15 protein-coding genes and 1 pseudogene are annotated in these 18,244 nt (G+C 72.2%); 7 read left to right on the top strand and 9 right to left on the bottom strand.

All coding sequences use genetic code 11. The annotated features are described in order from the left end of the window. The first annotated feature begins 133 nt into the window (after positions 1-133). On the top strand, positions 134-358 hold the full coding sequence (locus tag ACXJMZ_RS14195) for a hypothetical protein (protein WP_457030380.1): 225 nt from the start codon (positions 134-136) through the stop codon (positions 356-358). 37 nt (positions 359-395) lie between these two features. Here the strand turns inward: ACXJMZ_RS14195 and ACXJMZ_RS14200 are convergent, their stop codons facing one another. After that, positions 396-1,001 (bottom strand): HAD family hydrolase, encoded by a 606-nt coding sequence (locus tag ACXJMZ_RS14200; RefSeq protein ID WP_457030381.1) that lies wholly within the window; start codon positions 999-1,001, stop codon positions 396-398. A gap of 161 nt (positions 1,002-1,162) precedes the next feature. Between ACXJMZ_RS14200 and ACXJMZ_RS14205 the strand changes: the two genes are divergently transcribed. After that, the gene (locus tag ACXJMZ_RS14205; RefSeq protein WP_457030382.1) at positions 1,163-2,146 is read left to right on the top strand and encodes an ABC transporter substrate-binding protein; all 984 of its coding nucleotides are present in this window, start codon (positions 1,163-1,165) and stop codon (positions 2,144-2,146) included. A gap of 2 nt (positions 2,147-2,148) precedes the next feature. On the opposite strand, the gene ACXJMZ_RS14210 is transcribed toward ACXJMZ_RS14205, so the two are convergent. Continuing rightward, on the bottom strand, positions 2,149-2,844 hold the full coding sequence (locus ACXJMZ_RS14210; protein ID WP_457030383.1) for a hypothetical protein: 696 nt from the start codon (positions 2,842-2,844) through the stop codon (positions 2,149-2,151). A 127-nt stretch (positions 2,845-2,971) separates the two neighbouring features. Here ACXJMZ_RS14210 and ACXJMZ_RS14215 point away from each other — a divergent pair, with 127 nt between their 5' ends. Continuing rightward, a complete protein-coding gene (locus ACXJMZ_RS14215; protein WP_457030384.1) occupies positions 2,972-3,412 on the top strand; it encodes a hypothetical protein in 441 nt (146 codons plus the stop codon). A gap of 19 nt (positions 3,413-3,431) precedes the next feature. Here the strand turns inward: ACXJMZ_RS14215 and ACXJMZ_RS14220 are convergent, their stop codons facing one another. Further along, positions 3,432-3,995 (bottom strand): DUF4291 domain-containing protein, encoded by a 564-nt coding sequence (locus ACXJMZ_RS14220; RefSeq protein WP_457030385.1) that lies wholly within the window; start codon positions 3,993-3,995, stop codon positions 3,432-3,434. Between the two features lie 119 nt (positions 3,996-4,114). Here ACXJMZ_RS14220 and ACXJMZ_RS14225 point away from each other — a divergent pair, with 119 nt between their 5' ends. Both ACXJMZ_RS14225 and pgeF read left to right on the top strand, forming a co-directional pair. Next, positions 4,115-6,649 (top strand): helicase C-terminal domain-containing protein, encoded by a 2,535-nt coding sequence (locus tag ACXJMZ_RS14225; RefSeq protein WP_457030386.1) that lies wholly within the window; start codon positions 4,115-4,117, stop codon positions 6,647-6,649. 10 nt (positions 6,650-6,659) lie between these two features. Continuing rightward, complete coding sequence (pgeF, locus tag ACXJMZ_RS14230) at positions 6,660-7,376, top strand: peptidoglycan editing factor PgeF (RefSeq protein ID WP_457030387.1); 717 nt, start codon at positions 6,660-6,662, stop codon at positions 7,374-7,376. 4 nt (positions 7,377-7,380) lie between these two features. Here the strand turns inward: pgeF and ACXJMZ_RS14235 are convergent, their stop codons facing one another. After that, positions 7,381-7,632 carry a hypothetical protein gene (locus ACXJMZ_RS14235; protein WP_157531338.1) on the bottom strand — a complete coding sequence of 84 codons (252 nt, stop codon included), beginning with the start codon at positions 7,630-7,632 and terminating at the stop codon, positions 7,381-7,383. Between the two features lie 104 nt (positions 7,633-7,736). Here ACXJMZ_RS14235 and ACXJMZ_RS14240 point away from each other — a divergent pair, with 104 nt between their 5' ends. Beyond that, the gene (locus ACXJMZ_RS14240) at positions 7,737-9,374 is read left to right on the top strand and encodes a DNA repair helicase XPB (protein ID WP_457030388.1); all 1,638 of its coding nucleotides are present in this window, start codon (positions 7,737-7,739) and stop codon (positions 9,372-9,374) included. A 181-nt stretch (positions 9,375-9,555) separates the two neighbouring features. Further along, positions 9,556-11,643: a HelD family protein gene (locus ACXJMZ_RS14245; protein WP_457030389.1), complete on the top strand. Its 2,088-nt coding sequence runs from the start codon at positions 9,556-9,558 to the stop codon at positions 11,641-11,643. Positions 11,644-12,404: 761 nt separating this feature from the next. Here ACXJMZ_RS14245 and ACXJMZ_RS14250 read toward each other — a convergent pair. The 5 genes and pseudogenes from ACXJMZ_RS14250 to ACXJMZ_RS14270 form a co-directional block, all read right to left on the bottom strand. Further along, positions 12,405-14,708 carry an MMPL family transporter gene (locus tag ACXJMZ_RS14250; RefSeq protein WP_457030390.1) on the bottom strand — a complete coding sequence of 768 codons (2,304 nt, stop codon included), beginning with the start codon at positions 14,706-14,708 and terminating at the stop codon, positions 12,405-12,407. Between the two features lie 9 nt (positions 14,709-14,717). Beyond that, a complete protein-coding gene (locus ACXJMZ_RS14255; RefSeq protein WP_457030491.1) occupies positions 14,718-15,176 on the bottom strand; it encodes a peroxiredoxin in 459 nt (152 codons plus the stop codon). A 555-nt stretch (positions 15,177-15,731) separates the two neighbouring features. Next, positions 15,732-16,154, bottom strand: a pseudogene (locus tag ACXJMZ_RS14260) (alpha/beta fold hydrolase); the annotation flags it as partial. Between the two features lie 14 nt (positions 16,155-16,168). Beyond that, positions 16,169-16,726 carry a hypothetical protein gene (locus ACXJMZ_RS14265; RefSeq protein WP_457030391.1) on the bottom strand — a complete coding sequence of 186 codons (558 nt, stop codon included), beginning with the start codon at positions 16,724-16,726 and terminating at the stop codon, positions 16,169-16,171. Further along, positions 16,726-18,222: an MFS transporter gene (locus ACXJMZ_RS14270; protein ID WP_457030392.1), complete on the bottom strand. Its 1,497-nt coding sequence runs from the start codon at positions 18,220-18,222 to the stop codon at positions 16,726-16,728. The genes ACXJMZ_RS14265 and ACXJMZ_RS14270 overlap by 1 nt, the downstream gene beginning before the upstream one ends. Between the last annotated feature and the right edge of the window lie 22 nt (positions 18,223-18,244).

Below are 18,244 nucleotides of genomic sequence, written 5' to 3' on the forward strand. Positions count from 1 at the left end.
CCGCCTCCCTCAAGGTTGCCTGAGAGCCGGCTGTGAGACCTGAGCGTCTGGGCCGATATCGCCCCCGCCGATCGACGGGGGCGGCGGGCTGCCACACTTGACCCGTCCCGGGCCACGTCGTCGAGGAGTCCCCGTGAGCAGCAGCAACACCACCGACCGCGGCGACGGCCTCGTCCGAGCCGGTGCGATCGTCTTCCTGGTCGGGGCGGTGGCCACCGTGGTGACGTTCGTCCCACTCTTCCTCGACCTGCCCCGGTTCCCGCCGATCGCCTACTGGGTCTCGATGGTCATGCCCCTCGGCCTCCTGACCGCGCTGACCGGCCTCTTCCAGTCGGCCCGCAGGACCAACCAGGTCTAGCCGCGCTCCGGCGTCAGCCATCAGGGGCTCGGGGAACTTAGGCGAGGTGGGCAGCCAGCCAGGCGGGGAACGCGGTGAGGTCCGGAAGGACCACGTCCGCACCGGCCTCGTACAGTGCGGCGGCGCCGTACGGCCCCGTGGTCACGCCCACCGCGACCGCGTCCGCGGCCCGGGCCCCGACGATGTCGCCGAGGTGGTCCCCGACGTAGACCGTGGCGTCGTGCAGCCGCAGGGCGTCGCCCTTCGACTCGGCCCAGGTGTCGCCGACCAGGATGTCCGTGGCCAGGCCGACGTGGTCGAGCTGGAGGCGGGCGTTGGACTCGTACTTGCCGGTGATCACTGCGACCCGGCCGCCGTGGGCCCGGACGGCGGCCAGTGACTCGACCGCGCCGGGCAGGACCAGCGTGCCGGGCAGCGCGTGCTCGCGGTAGAGCGTTCGGTACAGGTCCACCATCCCCGCCACCGCCTCGGCCGGGAACCACTGCCCGATCTCCTGGGCGAGCGGCGGCCCGAGCCGGGTGACGGCCAGCGCGCTGTCGATCGGCACACCGGTGGCAGCTGACAGCGCGTCATAGGTGGCCTGGATGCCGGGCCGGGTGTCGAGCAGGGTCATGTCGAGGTCGAAGCCCACGGTGAGAGACATGACCCCCACCCTAGAAGGGGGCGGAATCTGCCGGTCCGGCGTGGGGGCGGCCGGGACGCCGCCGACGATCCCGGGCGCGCCCTGGGCGGGCTGACCGTACGTCAGCAGACAACTCGGACATAATCGACATCTCTCGTACTGTCGAGCCGTCCGAGGTGCCGATGCCACGTCAACTCTCCCGCCGTACCGCCCTGGCCGGGCTGGGGGCGTCCCTGCTGGCCGGCTGCACCAGCTCGCCCGTTACCCCGGCCGTCCCCGACCTGCCGACCGGCACCGAGACGCCCAGCCCAGCGCCGGTGCCGAACGTCACGGTGACCGCCGCCACGGGCGAGGTCGAGGTGCCGGGCGCGCCGGTCCGGGTGGTGGTGCTGGACACCGCCGAGCTGGACTCCGCCATCACCCTGGGCATCCCCCCGGTCGGCGCCGCCCGGGCCCCCGCCGACCAGGGGCTTCCGGACTACTGGCCGGCCGCCTGGCGGGACCGGATCACCCAGATCGGCGACATCGGCAGCCCGGACACGGCCCGGATCGCCGCCCTCGACCCCGAACTGATCCTCGGCAACCAGACCCGGGACGGCGCGTACTACGACGCCCTGCGGGCGATCGCCCCCACCGTGCTGACCCGGACCACCGGCTTCCCCTGGAAGGAAAACTTCCAGCTGCACGCCCAGGCCCTCGGCCGCCGGGCCCAGGGCGCCGTCACCGCCGCCGAGTACGACCGGCACGTCGGCCGGGCCACCCAGGCGATCGGCAACGCCGGTTCGGGCGGCAGGCGGATCAGCGTGGTCCGGTTCGTCGAGGGGTCCCCGACCGTCCGGCTGTACGGGAAGCAGAACTTCATCGGCACCCTGCTGGCCGACCTCCAGCTCGGACGGCCCGCCCCGCAGAACGTCGACCGGTTCGCCGTCGAGGTGCCGCCCGACCGGATCGCCGAGGCCGACGGGGACTTCCTCTTCTACTCGACGTACGGCGACCCCGCCAAGGCCGGCACCGACGCGGTGCTGGCCGGCCCCGGCTGGCAGGCGCTCGGCGCCGTCCAGGCGCACCGGGCCTTCCCGGTGGACGACCAGCTCTGGTTCGAGGGCATCGGCTACACCGGGGCCAACCAGATCCTGGCCGAGCTGCAGCACTTCCTGGGCGCCTGACCTCAGCCCTCAACGACCGCCTTGCGCCGACGCAGTGTCACCACGAGCAGGAACAGTGCCGAGAGCACCGCCGCCAGCCGCAGCGCCCCGGGCGCACCGTCCCAGACCTGCTGCCCCAGCTGGTCGGCCGGCCCGGCCGGGGAGCCCCACCTGCCCTGCGCCCGGCCCCACTGCCAGATCGCCGTACCGGTCAGCGTGCCCAACGGCACCACCAGCACGGCGAACTTCCTGGTCAGGTCACCCAGCCGGGACACGTACGCCAGCGCCCAGCCCGCCAGCAGCGCGAGCAGCTGGCCGGTGCCCGCACCCGCCAGCAGCACCACGACCGCCAGCAGCACCAGCGGCGAGGGGCGACGACCCGTCAGGAACGAGCGGCCCTGCTCTCCCGGCGGCGGCTCCGCCTCCTCCTCCACCGCCTCCTCCGTGCGCTGCTCCGGCAGCTGCCCGGCGGCGGTCTCCGGCTCGGCCACCGGGAAGTCGAAGGTGACGCTGTCCCACCCCGGGAAGTCGGCGGCCGTCAGCGGCCGGCTCGGCGCCGCCCGGGCGATCAGCCACGCCCCCTCCGGCGGGACCTCGGCCCGCTCCACCGGCGTCTCCGGCGCGTACACCGACTCCGTCACCTCGGCCGACGCCTCCTCGGACTTCCGCCCCAGCACCCGCCACGGCCCGTCCACCCGCCACCACTCGCCGTCCGCCATGCCCCACCCCTCGCCTCACCACGGACGCTACCCACTTCCACCCCCCGGCACGACCCCCTTCGCGCCCCCACGCCCCCGCTGCACGCCCTCCTCAGGCAGGGGTGCCGGCCGGTGCTAGTTTGCTCGGGTGAGTCTCCTTGATGATGTGGCCGAGCGCGATGGCTGGCGCTGCTGGGTGTGCGACGAACCGGTCGACCCCGACGAGTCGGTGAACGACCCGCGGGGGCCCAGCGTCGACAGCCGGACCGCCGACCGGAAGGCCAAGATCGCCGAGCGGCTCGCGCACCGCGGGTGCAACACCCGCAAGGGCGCGGTCAAGGTGGTCATCGCCTGGCCGGAGCGCCTGTACGTGGTCGAACCCGCGCCGCTGATCACCGTGGCCGGAAGGCTGGAGCGCAAGGGCGGCCGCGAGATGGTGGGCCGCTGTCCGACCAGGAAGGACGCCCAGGAGGCGGCGGACTGGCTGGTGGACCGGTTCTCCCGCCTGGTACCGGGGCTGCCGGTGACCGCCGACATCGAGGCGGGCGGCGGCCAGTTCCTCGTCATCCTGTCCACCGGCCGCCGCTGACTTGCCGGTCGGCCGGGACCTACTTCGGCGACAGGTGCTCTTCCAGGCTCCGGCTCAGCGGGTAGACGCGCTCTGCGGGCAGAAGTCGCTGGGCCTGGGCGGCGCGTCCGTTCCGGACCAGCGCCGCGGCCTTGTGGACCTGCGGGGTGAGGTCGGTGAGGCTGACGACCCAGTCCTCGGCGAACGTGCGGATCAGGTGGCGGCCGATGCCGATCTGGATGCTGTAGTGGTTCAGAGCCGCTCCACGCACCGAGCGCTCGGGGTCCCACTGAAGGTGCACGGCAGCCTGGGCCACTGCCTCCGGGCTCGCGGTCGTCAGTACGGCCTGGGACAGCGCCTGCTCCCAGCCTTCCCGGGTCATCCGCACGGCGAGGACACGCTCCTGCCCCGGCTTGCGGGCCCAGTTGCTGCGGTGCATCAGCCACTGGAACGAGGGCTTGATCCACGTCATCCGCTGGAACGAGAACGGCGTGACGAAGTGCCCCGCCCGCAGTGCGGCGTCAGCAATCGCGGGCGAGTACGCCTGGTAGACCACGACGGTACGGGCGTCGTGGTCGGCGCGGATCTGATACTGCGGCGTCATGCAGCGCACCCTGTCATCCGCCGTCCCGGAGTCGCCAACGGTTTCCCACCCGGACCGTGGACGCCGAAGCTCCTGCCAAGGCCATGGCTTGTTTGCGTGGGTGCCGTAATCTGGGTCGGATGACCAGTCAGCAGAGCGAGCCCCGCCCGGCGAAGGCCGCCGTACCCCGGACGCTCGCCGAGGAGCTCCGCGCCCGCGACGACAACTCGCTGGCCGACCTGCTGCATGCCCGCCCCGACCTGCTGAACCCGGTGCCGAGCGATCTCACCCAGCTGGCCGCCCGGCTCTCCAGTCGCGCCTCCAGCCTCCGGGCGCTGGAGCGACTGGACCGTTTCACCCTGCAGACCGCCGAGGCGCTGGCCGCCGCCCCCGACGGCTGCGCCGACACCGTGGTGCGCAACCTGCTGGGCGGCCCCGCCCGGGTGAAGCCGCACACCGCCGCGGCCCCGGCCGACCGGGCTGCCGTCGCGGCCGCGCTGCCCGCCGCGATCGCCACGCTCCGCTCCCAGGTGCTGCTCTGGGGCCCCGACTCGGCGCTCCGGCTGGTGATCGCGGTCCGCGAGGCGCTCGCCCCGACCGCCGCCAACCCCGGTCGGACCGGGCTCGGCCCGACCCTGGCCGAGGCGACCCTCGGGATGTCACCGGCCCGGATCCAGCAGCTGATCGCCGGCGCCGGGCTGGCCCCCACCGCCGACCCGGTGACCGCCGTGGCCGCGCTCGGCAAGCTGCTGCAGGACCGCAAGCGCTGCGCCGCCCTGCTGGCCGAGGCGCCCGCCCCGGCGCTCGCCCTGCTGGAGAAGCTGGTCTGGGGACCGCCGACCGGCACCGTCCCGGACGCGGCCAGGCCGGTGACTGTGGACGAGGCCCGCAGCCCGGTCGAGTGGCTGCTCGCGCGCGGACTGCTGCTCCCCTCCAGCGCCGGATCGGTAGTGATTCCAAGGGAGTTGGCGCTGCACCTGCGCGGCGAGCGGAGCCACCGTACGGTCGAGCCGACCCCGCCCGCGATCACGCCGACCCTCGAGCGCGATCCACAGGCTGTGGACAACGCGGCGGCCGGACAGGCGTACACCGCCGTCCGCACCATCGAGGAACTGCTGGAGGCCTGGGGCCTGCAGCCCCCGCCCACCCTGCGGGCCGGCGGCCTGGGCGTACGGGACCTCAAGCGGGCCGCGCTGGTCCTGGAGTGCGGCGAGACGACCGCCGCCTTCTGGCTCGAACTCGCCTACACCTCAGGGCTGTTGGCGCCGGACGGGGAGACCGACGAACGGTGGGCGCCCACCCCCGCGTACGACCACTGGCTCCAGCAGGCGACCGCCGACCGCTGGTCGCTGCTGGCCCGCAGCTGGCTGGCCGCCACCCGGGTGGCCGGGCTGACCGGCACCCCGGACGGCAAGGGCAAGACCCGCGCCCCGCTCGGCCCCGAGCTGGACCGCACCCTGGCACCGTCCGTACGCCGCGCGACCCTCGATGCCCTGGCCGGCCTGCCGGCCGGCGGTGTGGCGGACGCCGCGACACTGCTGCCGCTGATCCGCTGGCAACGCCCGCTCCGGGGCGGCCCGGTGGGGGCGGACGGCCGGGACTTCCGCGACCACCTGGTCGACTGGACCCTGCACGAGGCCGAGCTGCTCGGCATCACCGGCCGGGGCGCCCTCGGCGCACCGGCCCGGGCGCTGCTCGGCCACGCCGATCCGGCCACCGTGCTGGACCCGCTGCTCCCGCAGCCGCTGGACCACGTGATCCTCCAGCCGGACCTGACCGCGATCGCCCCGGGCCCGCTGCTCACCCCGCTGTCCCAGGCGCTGGCGCTCTGCGCGGACATCGAGTCCAAGGGCGGCGCGACGGTCTACCGGTTCACCACCGGCTCGATCCGCCGCGCACTGGACGCCGGGCGGTCCGCCGCCGACCTGCACTCCTTCCTGGCCCAGCACTCCCGCACCCCCGTCCCGCAGCCGCTCAGCTACCTGATCGACGACGTGGCACGGCGGCACGGCGTGCTCCGGGTCGGCGCGGCCTCCTCGTACCTGCGCTGCGACGACCCCGGGCTGCTGGCCGAGGTGCTGGCCGACCGGCGCGCGGTCGAGCTGCGGCTGCGGATGCTCGCCCCGACCGTGCTGGCCTCCCAGGCCGGGCCCGAGACGCTGCTCTCGGTGCTCAGGTCGATGGGGTACGCCCCGGCCGCCGAATCCGCCGAGGGCGACGTGCTGCTGACCCACCCCGACAGCCGCCGCACCCCGCCGCGGACCGCCCCCACGCCCGTCCCCGACGGACCGCCGGAGCCCGACCGGGTGCTGCTCACCGCCGCCGTGAAGGCCGTCCGGGCGGGCGACCGGGCCGCCACCGCCGTCCGCCGGGAGACCGTCACAGGACCCGCCGCCCACCGGCCGCAGAGCGGCCCGGCCCGCAGCGACCTGCGCCAGCTCCCGCGCACCGCCGCCGCGGACACCCTGGCCGCCCTGCAGACCGCAGTGCTGCTCGGCGAGCGGATGTGGATCGGCTACGTGAACGCCGAGGGCCTCTCCTCGCAGCGGGTGATCGACCCGGTGAAGGTCGAGGGCGGCTACGTCACGGCCTACGACCACCTCAGCGACGAGGTCCGCACCTTCGCCCTGCACCGGATCACCGGAGTCGCCGAACTGGCGGACAGCGCGCAGTAGGGTCAAGAGCATGGAGCTCGCAGCCGGTATCCGGTACGCCGTCATGGACCGTCACGGCGGGGTCAGCCAGGCCCCGTTCGACTCGCGCAACCTCGGCGGGCGGACCGACGACGACCCCGCGAACGTCCGCCGCAACCGCGAACTCACCGCGCTGGAGCTGGGCCTGGACCCGGCCCGGGTGGTGATGATGCGTCAGGTGCACGGCACCGAGGTCGCGTACGTGACCGAGCCGTACGACCCGGGCACCGCACCGCCGCTGGACGGCATCGTCACCGACCGCCCCGGCCTCGGCCTGGTGGCGCTGGCCGCCGACTGCGCCCCGGTGCTGATCGGCGACCCGGTCCGGCGGCTGGTCGGCGCCGCGCACTCCGGCCGGGCCGGTACGGTCGCCGGGATGGCCACGGCACTGGTCGCGGCGCTGACCGCGCGCGGCAGTGACCCGGCCGACCTGGTCGCCCTGGTCGGCCCACTGGCCTGCGGCCGCTGCTACGAGGTGCCCGAGCAGATGCGGGCGGAAGCCTGCGAACAGCTCCCCGAGCTCTGGGCCACCACCCGGCAGGGCACGCCGGCCCTGGATGTCCGGGCCGGCATCACCGCCCAGCTGACCAGGGCCGGGGTCGGCGAGATCCGGCACGACGACCGCTGCACCATGGAGGACGAGAACTTCTTCTCGCACCGCCGGGAGCAGGTCACCGGCCGGTTCGCCGCCTACGTCTGGCTGGTCTGAAGCGCTACTGCTTCTTCTCCTTGGCGGCCTGCTCGGCCTGCTGCTGCTTGGCCTGCTCCATCAGCACCTCCGGGTCCGGCGGCGTCGGGTCGACCCCGGTGAGCAGTTCGGTGCCGGTGAACGCGACCAGCCCGAACACCCCGCCGGCGTTCTTCAGGTCGGGCATCCCGGCGGTCTTGGCCGCATGGGCGGGCACAGCGGCGGCGGCCAGCGCGGCACCGGACAGCGCGACCGCGGCGAGCAGACGATTCGGCATCTTCATGCCCTGCTCTAACGAGCACTTCCCGGGCAGGTCACCCATAACCACCCGAGTGCGGGACACTGGAAAGTCTGCGACCTGACAACCGGAGGACTCCCCGCGTGAACGACGGACCGCTGATCGTCCAGAGCGACAAGACCCTGCTGCTGGAGATCGACCACCCCAAGGCAGCCGAATGCCGCCGTGCGATCGCGCCGTTCGCAGAGCTGGAGCGGGCGCCCGAGCACGTCCACACCTACCGGGTGACCCCGCTCGGGCTGTGGAACGCCCGGGCGGCCGGGCACGACGCCGAGCAGGTGGTGGACGCTCTGGTGACGTACTCGCGCTACCCGGTGCCGCATGCGCTGCTGGTGGACATCGCCGACACCATGGGCCGGTACGGGCGGCTGCAGCTGTCCAAGCACCCGGTGCATGGGCTGGTGCTGAGCACCACCGACCGGCCGGTGCTGGAGGAGGTGCTGAAGTCGAGGAAGGTCGCCCCGCTGGTGGGCGCCCGGCTCGACCCGGACACCGTGATCGTGCACCCCTCGGAGCGCGGTCAGATCAAGCAGGTGCTGCTCAAGCTCGGCTGGCCGGCCGAGGACTACGCCGGGTACGTGGACGGCGAGGCGCACCCGATCGAGCTGGAGCAGGACGGCTGGACGCTCCGGCCGTACCAGCAGCAGGCCGTGGAGGGCTTCTGGCACGGCGGCAGCGGTGTCGTGGTGCTGCCCTGTGGGGCAGGCAAGACGCTGGTCGGCGCGGCCGCGATGGCGGAGGCCAAGTCGACCACGCTGATCCTGGTGACCAACACCGTCTCGGCCCGGCAGTGGAAGCACGAGCTGGTGAAGCGGACCTCGCTGACCGAGGACGAGATCGGCGAGTACAGCGGGACCAGGAAGGAGATCCGCCCGGTCACCATCGCCACCTACCAGGTGATGACGACCAAGCGGAAGGGCAGCTACGCGCACCTGGAGCTGTTCGACGCGCGGAACTGGGGCCTGGTGGTCTACGACGAGGTGCACCTGCTGCCCGCGCCGGTGTTCAAGTTCACCGCCGACCTGCAGGCCAGGCGGCGGCTCGGGCTGACCGCGACGCTGGTCCGCGAGGACGGCCGGGAGGGTGACGTCTTCTCGCTGATCGGGCCCAAGCGGTTCGACGCGCCGTGGAAGGAGATCGAGGCGCAGGGCTACATCGCGCCGGCCGACTGCTGCGAGGTCCGGGTCACGCTGACCGACTCGGAGCGGCTGACCTACGCCACCGCCGAGCCGGAGGAGCGCTACCGGTACTGCGCCACCACCGCGACCAAGCGGCGGGTGGTGGAGGCGCTGGTCAAGAAGCACGAGAAGGACCAGACCCTGATCATCGGTCAGTACATCGACCAGCTGGACGAGCTGGGCGAGGTGCTGAACGCGCCGGTGATCAAGGGCGAGACCAGCAACGCGCAGCGGGAGAAGCTGTTCGAGGCGTTCCGCACCAAGGAGATCAGCGTGCTGGTGGTCTCCAAGGTAGCCAACTTCTCCATCGACCTGCCGGAGGCGACGGTGGCCATCCAGGTCTCCGGCACCTTCGGCTCCCGGCAGGAGGAGGCCCAGCGGCTGGGGCGGGTGCTCCGCCCGAAAGCGGACGGGCACTCCGCGCACTTCTACTCGGTGGTGGCCCGGGACACCGTGGACCAGGACTTCGCCGCCCACCGGCAGCGCTTCCTGGCCGAGCAGGGCTACGCCTACCGGATCATCGACGCGGACGACGTGCTGTAGCCCGGGGTAAATGATTCGCGTCGCGGGTGGGGGCAGGTCTAGGATTTCCGGTCTTGCCCCCTCCCGAAGCGTGGTGCCGTCCTGGCAGCCGTGGGAGCCCGTCCGGTCGGTAACCGGGCGGTTTTCACCGTGAGCTAATGACGAGACCGCCGCCCGGACCGGGTGGCCGGGAAGGTTCGCTGTGCACTCCCCCGCCCCTGTTGACCCGCTGCCCGTCGACCCGCTGCTCCAGCGCGAGCGCGACCACCTCGCCGCCTCCCGGGACGCGCTGCGCGCGATGCGCGCGGACGTCGAGTCGCTCGACCTGCGCGACGTGACCGGCACCTGGGTCTCCGCCGCCGTGCTGCAGAACCAGATCACCAGCCGGATCGCCGCCCTCGCCGACCTGGCGCACACGCCGCTGTTCTTCGGCCGGCTGGACTACCTGCACGCGATCAGCGAGGACAAGGCCGAGGGCGGTGGCGGGGAGCAGTTCTACATCGGGCGGCGGCACGTGCACGACGCCACCGGCGACCCGATGGTGATCGACTGGCGGGCACCGGTCTCGCAGCCGTTCTACCGGGCCAGCCGGACGGAGCCGCTGGACGTCGACCGGCGGCGCCGGTTCGGGTACACCGGCGGCGAGTTGACCGCGTACGAGGACGAGCACCTGAGCGACCCGGCGGAGACAGAGGGCGCCTCCGCCCTGCTCGCCGCCGAGATCGAGAAGCCCCGCGTCGGCCCGATGCGGGACATCGTGGCCACCATCCAGCCCGAGCAGGACGAGATCGTCCGGGCCGAGATCGGCGGCACCGTCTGTGTCCAGGGTGCCCCCGGCACCGGCAAGACCGCCGTCGGCCTGCACCGGGTCGCGTACCTGCTCTACGCCCACCGCGACCGGCTCGCCAAGTCCGGCACCCTGGTGGTCGGGCCGAACCGCTCCTTCCTGCACTACATCGAACAAGTCCTGCCCGCCCTGGGCGAGTTGGACGTCGCCCAGGCGACCGTGCAGGAGCTGGTCAAGCACGTCGAGATCCGCGCCGAGGACCCGTCCGAGGCAGCCGGGCTGAAGGGCGACGCCCGGATGGCCGAGGTGCTGCGGCGCGCCGTCCGGTCCGGCATCAGTCTGCCGACCGAGCCGCTGGTGGCGGTCCGCGGCTCCCGCCGCTGGCGCCTCCCGGTGTACGAACTCGTCGAGATCTTCGAGGAGATGCGCGGTCGGGAGATCCGCTACGGCGCGGCGGGCGACGCGCTGCCGCAGCGGCTGTCGCACGCGCTCCTGCTGAAGATGGAGCAGGGCGGCGAGGCCCCCGACGACCGGGTGCAGGACGCGATGGCCCGCAACCCGCAGGTCAAGGCCCTGGTGAAGCAGTGCTGGCCGCCGGTCGACCCGGCCAAGCTGGTGCACCGGCTGCTCACCGACGCCGAGTTCCTGGCGAGTTGCGCGGACGGCATCCTGACCGAGGACGAGCAGGCCACCATCCGCTGGGCCAGGCCAGGACGTTCGGCGAAGACCGCGCCGTGGACCGCCGCCGACGCCGTCCTGGTCGACGAGACCGCCGACCTGGTGCAGCGCACCGCCTCGCTCGGCCACGTCGTACTGGACGAGGCGCAGGACCTCTCGCCGATGCAGTACCGGGCCGTCGGACGGCGCTGCAGCACCGGCTCCGCCACCGTGCTGGGCGACCTCGCGCAGGGCACCACCCCCTGGGCGACCGGTAGTTGGGCCGAGGCCCTGCACCACCTCGGCAAGCCGGCCGCCCACATCGAGGAGCTGACCAAGGGCTTCCGGGTCCCTGAGGAGGTGATCGCGTACGCCTCCCGGCTGCTGCCCGCGATCGCTCCCGGGCTGGCGCCGGCCACCTCGGTCCGTGACACCCCGGGATCGCTGAGCCTCCGTCAGGTCGAGGCCGAGGTACGGGATTCGGCCCTGGTCGCGGCCTGCCGCAGCGCCCTGGAGCGCGAGGGTTCCACCGGCCTGATCGCCGCGGACGCCCGGATTCCCGCGCTGGGCGTGGCGCTCACCGCAGCCGGGCTGCCCTTCCTCGAACCCGGCACCGAGACCAGCGCCGACGCCCGCCTCACCCTGGTGCCCGCCTCGCTCGCCAAGGGCCTCGAGTACGACTACGTGGTCCTGGACGAGCCGGCCGCCGTGGTGGCCGGCGAGCCCGACCGACGGACCGGCCTGCGCCGCCTCTACGTCGCCCTCACCCGGGCGGTCTCCGGGCTGACGGTCGTACACGCGGAGTCGCTGCCCGGGGAGTTGACCGCCCCGGCCCCGGCGGAGTGACGCTCGCCACTGCGACTCGGGCGAAGCTCGCTGTATCCGAACGCGAGTGCTGCGGATCTACCTCCACGTAGGACGAAGTGAGAGGAGCGAAGCATGTACTCGCCCAGCGTCACCTCCGACGCTCGTGTCATGCCCGTGGGGGCGGCCGGCGGCCAGGTCGAGCAGATGCTCGCCGACGCACGCCTGCTCATCGATGCCGCGATGGACCGGCACCGGCTGTCGGCCGACCTGCCCGGGGAGATCACGGACGCCCGTGACAGCGCGGTCCGGCTGGCCCTGCGGGCCGAGCACCAGATCGTCTGCCTGGTACCCGCCCTGCGCAGCGAACGGGTCCTGCTCGACGGACTGCCCGAGGTGGTCGCCCAGGTGGTGCGGGGCGGCACCGGGGTGCAGGGCCAACTGCTGTACGCGACCCGTGGCCCGGCCCCGGCAGCCGACGAGGGCGGCCCGGCCAGGACCGCCGGACGGGACGGGCCACAGGTCCGGGCGGTGCACGGGCTCTTCCCCGAACTGCTGATCGTCGATCAGCGGTTCGCGCTGGTCCGGCACGCGGGCCAGGTGTCGCAGATCGAGCTGCCCTCGGTCCTGCACGCCCTGCAGGCACTGTTCGCGGCCGGCTGGGCGCTGGCCCGGCCGACGGATCCCCAGCGCGAGGCGTGTCGGCACCGTGAGTGCAGACAGACCCGCGCGGTGCTCCAGCCGCTGAGTGCGGGGCTCGCCGACGACGCGGCGGCCCGCGCGCTGAACCTCTCGGTCCGTACCTACCGGCGCTGTGTCGCCGACATCATGCGCAGGCTCGGCGCCACCACCCGGTTCCAGGCCGGGGTCAGGGCCGCGGCCTCGGCCGCACTCTGCCTGCACGAACAGGAGACGTCCGCCCACTGACCCACCGACAGCGCCGGGGCGCCGTCCATGGGTGGGCCCCGCATGAAGGCGGGCGCCCACCAGGTCCACTTGCCGAGCAGCGACATCGCCGACGGCAGCACCAGGGCCCGGATCAGGGTGGCGTCGAGGAAGATCGCCGCGGCCAGCCCGACACCCATCTGTTTGAAGCCCAGGTCGGACACCGTGGCGAACAGGGCGAACACCACCACCATCACGATCGCGGCGCTGCTCACCACCCCCGCCGAGGAGGTGATGCCCTCCGCGACGGCCTGCCGGGTCGGCACCCCGCGCAGCACGGCCTCCCTGATCCGGCTGACCACGAAGACGTGGTAGTCCATCGAGAGCCCGAACAGGATCACGAACAGGAACAGCGGCAGCCAGCCCATGATCCCGCCGACCGAGTGGAAGCCCAACAGGCTCTCCGCCCAGGTGTTCTGGAACACCAGCACCAGCACGCCGAAGGCCGCACCGACCGACAGCAGGTTCAGCAGGATCGACAGCACACCCAGCACCACCGACCGGAAGGTCACGATCATCACCAGCAGGGTGAACAGCAGGACGAAGCCGATCACCAGCGGCAGCCGGGAGTTCATCCGGTCCAGCCAGTCGTTCTCGCCCGCCACCCGGCCGCCGACCGCGACCTCCGCACCGGAGACCGTGCCCACGGTGGCGGGCAGCAGGTCGGTGCGCAGCCGGGCCAGCGAGGCCCGGGCGTCGTCGGAGTCCGACTTGAACGGCACCGCCAGCATCATCGTGTGCACGGTCCGGTCCGCCGACTCGCGGACCTCGGGCCGGCGGGCGTCCTTGACGAACAGCCGGTCGTTGCCGGCCCTGGTCACCAGGTCGTCCAACGCCCGCCGCACGTCGGCGGCCTGCTCGGGACCGGCCTTGACCGCGACCAGGTGCCCGACCCCGCCGGTGCTGGGGAAGGCGGCGTTCAACCGGTCCATGGTGGCCACCGCCGGGACGTCCCGGCTGAGTGCCTCCTCGCCTCCGGTGGTCAGGTGCATCCCGAAGCCGGGCAGCGCGATCAGCGCGGCCAGACCGGTCGAGGCCAGCAGCGTGACGGCCGGCCACTTCTTGGACGGACGCAGCACCGCCGACCAGAACTTCGAGGTCTGGTCGGGTCGTTGGGACAGCTTCCAGAGCAGCGGGACGCGCGGCCGGTCGATCCGGTGCCCGATCTTGGCGAGCAGCGCGGGCAGCACGGTCAGTGAACCGATCACCGAGACCGCCACCACCAGGATGGTGGCGTTGGCGAAGGCGATCCAGACCTGGTCGCCGCCCAGGTACATGCCGGCCATCGCGACCACCACGGAGATGCCCGAGACCACCACGGCATGGCCGGAGGTCTGTGCCGCGATCTCGATCGCGTCGATGTGGCCGCGCCCTCTGGCCCGCTCCTCGCGCTCGCGGCGGACGTAGAACATCGAGTAGTCGACACCGACCGCCAGGCCGACCAGCATGATCAGGCTGAAGTCGTTCTCACCGCCGGGGCTCACGTTCGACACCAGCATGGTCAGGCCGATCGCGCCGAAGATCGCGGTCAGCGAGAGCATCAGCGGCACCGCGGCCGCCAGCAACGAGCCGAAGGTGACCAGCAGGATCAGGTAGGTGATCGGCAGGCTCAGCTTCTCGACCAGACCGAAGTCCTTGCCGACCGTCTCCTCCAGGCCCTTGCCCAGCGAGCCGGGACCGAACTGCTCGACCCTCAGGTCAGGGAAGGCGCCCTGGGTGGCCGAGGTGGCGGCCAGCAGCGGGCCGACCTTGTCCCGGGCGATCTTCTGGTCCGGCTTGCTGCGCATGGTCACCGGGACCAGCACCGCGTCCTTCTTCGGCGAGACCGCCGGGGCGGTCACGTCCTGGACGTCGGCCAGGCCGGTCATCCGTGCGCTGACGTCGCGGGCCGCCTCGTTGGCCCGGGCGATGTCCAGCGTGCCGGAGCGTGCGGTGATCAGGACGTTCTCCTTCGCCTGATCACCGAAGTTGCCGTCCTTCTGGATCTGGATGGCCCGGGCGACCTCGCCACTGGCGGTGTCGTCCATGCTCCAGGTCTTCAGGCCGGCGGCGCCGCCGGCCAGCAGGCTGAGCACGATGCAGGCCAGCCAGATGCCGATCGCACGCCACGGGTGGGCGGCGCTCCAACGCGCCGCCCGGACAGTCACTGACTGCTGAGACACGGGATCCCCCTAGAGTTCTTCGATGGCCTTCAGCCACCCGGTCTGGTCCCGTGCCTCGCTCGGCCCGTTCACCTCGGCGAAACGGACCACGCCCTCCCGGTCGATCAGGAAGGTGCCACGGGTGGCTATGCCGAAGTTCTCCTCGAACACGCCGTAGGCCTGGGCGGTCGCGCCGTGCGGCCAGAAGTCGGAGAGCAGCGGGAACTTGTAGCCCTCCTTCTCCGCCCAGGCGATCAGGCTGAACACCGGGTCGGTGCTGATCGCCAGCACCTGGACGTCCTCGTTCTCGAAACGCGACAGGTCGTCACGCACGCTGCACAGCTCACCGGTGCACACACCGCTGAAGGCGAACGGGAAGAACACCAGCAGGACGCTCTTCTCGCCGCGGAACGACGACAGGGTGATCCGCTCCCCCTGGTGGCTGTTCAGGGTGAACTCGGGGGCCTGCTGGCCGACCTTGATCTCCACGGGTGCCTCTTCTTCTCTCTCGGGTTCCGGTTGGGGTTCGGGGGTCCACACCGCAGGAGTGGTGACCGCCCGGGGCGTGGGCGCCGCCGCGGCCGGCACGAACAGGCCGCTGCGCCGGGGGTTGGGGCTCGCCGGCGCGGCGAACTGCCGGGGCCGGGCGTGCGCCAGCACGTGGGCGGCGGTCAGCGCTGACACCTCGTCAGCCTGCTCGACCTCGCAGAAGTGGTCGAAGGGGTCGAGCAGTTCGAGCGACCCGGCGGGCAGGCCCGCCGCCAGGGCCTGCACCCCGGTGGCGGTGGCGGTGGGGTCCTGCTTGCCACCGATCACCAGGGTCGGGCAGGCGATGTTCTCCAGCCGGACGAACGGGCTGTGCGCGAACAGCCGGAACAGGTTGACGAACCCGTTCGGCCCGACCCGCTCGGAGATCTTGTCGACCATCCGGTCGAAGATCTCGGGGTCGTACTCCTTCTCCGCCCGCACCCGCAGACCGGCCGTCAGGATCTCCTTGAAGCTGGCCAGCGAGTCGTTCATCATCTTCCAGGTCAGGCCCTGGGTGGTCGGCCGGTAGGCCGGAGAGGTGAGGATCGCCGAACTGACCGGCGCTGCACCAGGTTTGGCGAGGTACTCCAGGGTGGCGTTCGACCCGAAGGAGTGCCCCACGATCGCGTCCGGCACCACCGGCAGGATGTCCATCACCTCGGTCAGCCACTGCGACGGCAGCAGCGTCTCCGACCAGCCGTAGTCGTTGTGCGCCCGCCAGGGCAGGTCCACCGCGAAGATCCGGAACCGGCCGAGCATCCGCTCGGCCATCGGCAGCCAGACCTGCCAGACCTCCTCGAGGCCGTGCATCATGAGCAGGACCGGAGTGTCCGTGTAGGCGGACAACTGATGGTGCATGACCCGGACTTCGTACCCGTTGACCGTGCTCTGGACGAGCGGTGCCCACTGGGCCTCGAATTCGGGGGACGCGAATGGCATGTCGGTAACTCCTCCTAGGTTGCCTTGGCCGCGAGCGCGAGGGCCCGCCGCTCGGCGGCGGACAGCATGGCGCGGCGGATCGCTCCGGCTCCGAGCCGGATCACCAGCCAGTACGCGGCGAACTTGCGCCTGGCCTGCTCGTCGGTGGCGGCGACCTTGGTGGTGGTGATCATGCGGGTGCCGGCACCTTCGGGTTGGAACTCGAAGGACATCAGGGCCTTGGCGTAGCCCGGCTCGTTGAAGGCGACGAAGTCCTCGTAGTCCTTGGCCACCGGGCCGTCCTTGGGGACCGGCTGCCAGAACTGGGCGATCCGCCCGATCTCCAGCTTCCGGGGCTCGTCGTTGGTGACGATCGCGAACCGCTCCTTGACGCCCTCGAACAGGGTCAGCCCCTCCGAGGCCTTGAACTGACGTCCGGTCAGCCGGGCCGGTACGCCGCGGGCGAAGATCAGCGCCTGCACCACCAGCAGGTCGGAGAGCTTCACCTCGAACATCGCCTGCCAGACCAACTCCGGCGGAGCGGCGATGACCTTGTCGTGCTTCATGTGGAAGTGCCAGACGATCTCGGCCATCAGTGGCCTCCTGCCATGACGGGACGCTCCGTCGGGAGCGCCCGTTCCTCGGCCTCGGTCGGCCGGCCCCGGATCGACAGCAGCACCACGAGGGCTGCGGCGAGCGTCACTGCGGCGGCAAACCAGGCCATGTCTCGAACACCGTATGAGATCGCTTCCTGGTGCAGGCGGGTTACCTGGTTACTGTTCGCCTGATCACCCGTCAGACCGCCCGAAACGTCATTGATCCGGGCGGTGAGCAGTGCTCCCATGACCGCGATGCCAACGGAGTTGCCGACCTGGCGGAACATCGCGCCAACGCTCGACACCACCCCGATCTGGTCCTGCGGCCCGGCGGCGACCGTCAGTTCGCTGATGATCGGCATCACCGCGCCCAGGCAGAGTCCGGTGATCAGCATGCCGGGCAGCAGGGTGGTCCAGGAGTCGCGGTCGCCCTGCGGGTCGAGCCGGGCGAGCAGCGCGATGCCGACCGCCATCAGGACGAAGGTGCCCGCCAGGACGTTGCGCGCGCCGAGCAGGGTGGCCAGCCGGCCGCCCAGCGGTGCGCCCAGGATCAGCACCAGGGTCATCGGCAACAGCCGGAGCCCGGTCTGCTGGGCGCTGAAGCCCAGACCGTTCTGGAGGTAGATGGACAGGTAGAAGATGATCGAGAACATTCCGGTGCCGAGCAGCAGACCGGCCAGCACGCTGCCGCCGAAGGACGGCCGGCGCAGCCAGGACAGGTTCACGATCGGGTTCACGGCCCGGCGCTCGACCAGGACGAACAGCGCCAGGCCGAGCAGCGCGCCGCCGAACAGTGCCAGCACACCGCCCGAACTCCAGCCCCAGTGCGGCCCGTTGATCAGCGCGAGATTCAGGCAGAGCAGCGTCGCACCGGCCGTGACCAGCCCCGGCAGGTCGAAGGAGACCCGGCCGGCCGACGCCGGCCGGCCGCTGTCCCCGATACCCAGCAGGGCGGCGATCACCACCAGCACGCCGAGCGGCAGGTTGATCAGGAAGATCCACTGCCAGCCGAAGTGGTCGACCAGCAGCCCGCCGATCAGCGGGCCGAGCGCGGTGGCCAGACCGCCGGCCGCGCCCCAGAGCATGATGCCCAGACTGCGGGCGCGGCCCTCGAACCCGGCGTAGATCACCGCCAGCGACAGCGGCACGACCACCGCGCCTCCCAACCCCTGGACCACCCGCCCGGCATGAAGCACCGTCATGGTGTCCGCCGCGCCGCAGAGCAGCGAGCCGGTCAGGAAGAGCAGTACCCCGCCCGCGTACACCCGGCGATGGCCGAGGATGTCCCCGACCCGGCCGGCCGTCACGATCAGCACCGCCAGCGCCAGCAGGTAGGCGTTGGCCACCCACTCCAGGTCGGTGAACGACGCGTTCAGCTCACCGCGGATGGTCGGCAGGGCGACGTTCACCACCGTGACGTCCAACAGCACGACGAACAGGCCGAGCAGTGCCGCGAGCATGGTGAGGCCGGGCCGCCCCTTGGGTACTGCCATGGTCAACTCCATTGAGAGAGTG

Source organism: Kitasatospora sp. P5_F3 (assembly GCF_054049135.1).

Excerpts from the sequence above, each read along its gene's own strand:
- ACXJMZ_RS14205 (WP_457030382.1), top strand. The coding sequence starts at position 1,163 with ATGCCACGTCAACTCTCCCGCCGTACCGCCCTGGCCGGGCTGGGGGCG.
- ACXJMZ_RS14210 (WP_457030383.1), bottom strand. The coding sequence starts at position 2,844 with ATGGCGGACGGCGAGTGGTGGCGGGTGGACGGGCCGTGGCGGGTGCTG.
- ACXJMZ_RS14265 (WP_457030391.1), bottom strand. The coding sequence starts at position 16,726 with ATGGCCGAGATCGTCTGGCACTTCCACATGAAGCACGACAAGGTCATC.
- pgeF (WP_457030387.1), top strand. The coding sequence starts at position 6,660 with ATGGAGCTCGCAGCCGGTATCCGGTACGCCGTCATGGACCGTCACGGC.
- ACXJMZ_RS14200 (WP_457030381.1), bottom strand. The coding sequence starts at position 1,001 with ATGTCTCTCACCGTGGGCTTCGACCTCGACATGACCCTGCTCGACACC.
- ACXJMZ_RS14235 (WP_157531338.1), bottom strand. The coding sequence starts at position 7,632 with ATGCCGAATCGTCTGCTCGCCGCGGTCGCGCTGTCCGGTGCCGCGCTG.
- ACXJMZ_RS14225 (WP_457030386.1), top strand. The coding sequence starts at position 4,115 with ATGACCAGTCAGCAGAGCGAGCCCCGCCCGGCGAAGGCCGCCGTACCC.
- ACXJMZ_RS14270 (WP_457030392.1), bottom strand. The coding sequence starts at position 18,222 with ATGGCAGTACCCAAGGGGCGGCCCGGCCTCACCATGCTCGCGGCACTG.
- ACXJMZ_RS14220 (WP_457030385.1), bottom strand. The coding sequence starts at position 3,995 with ATGACGCCGCAGTATCAGATCCGCGCCGACCACGACGCCCGTACCGTC.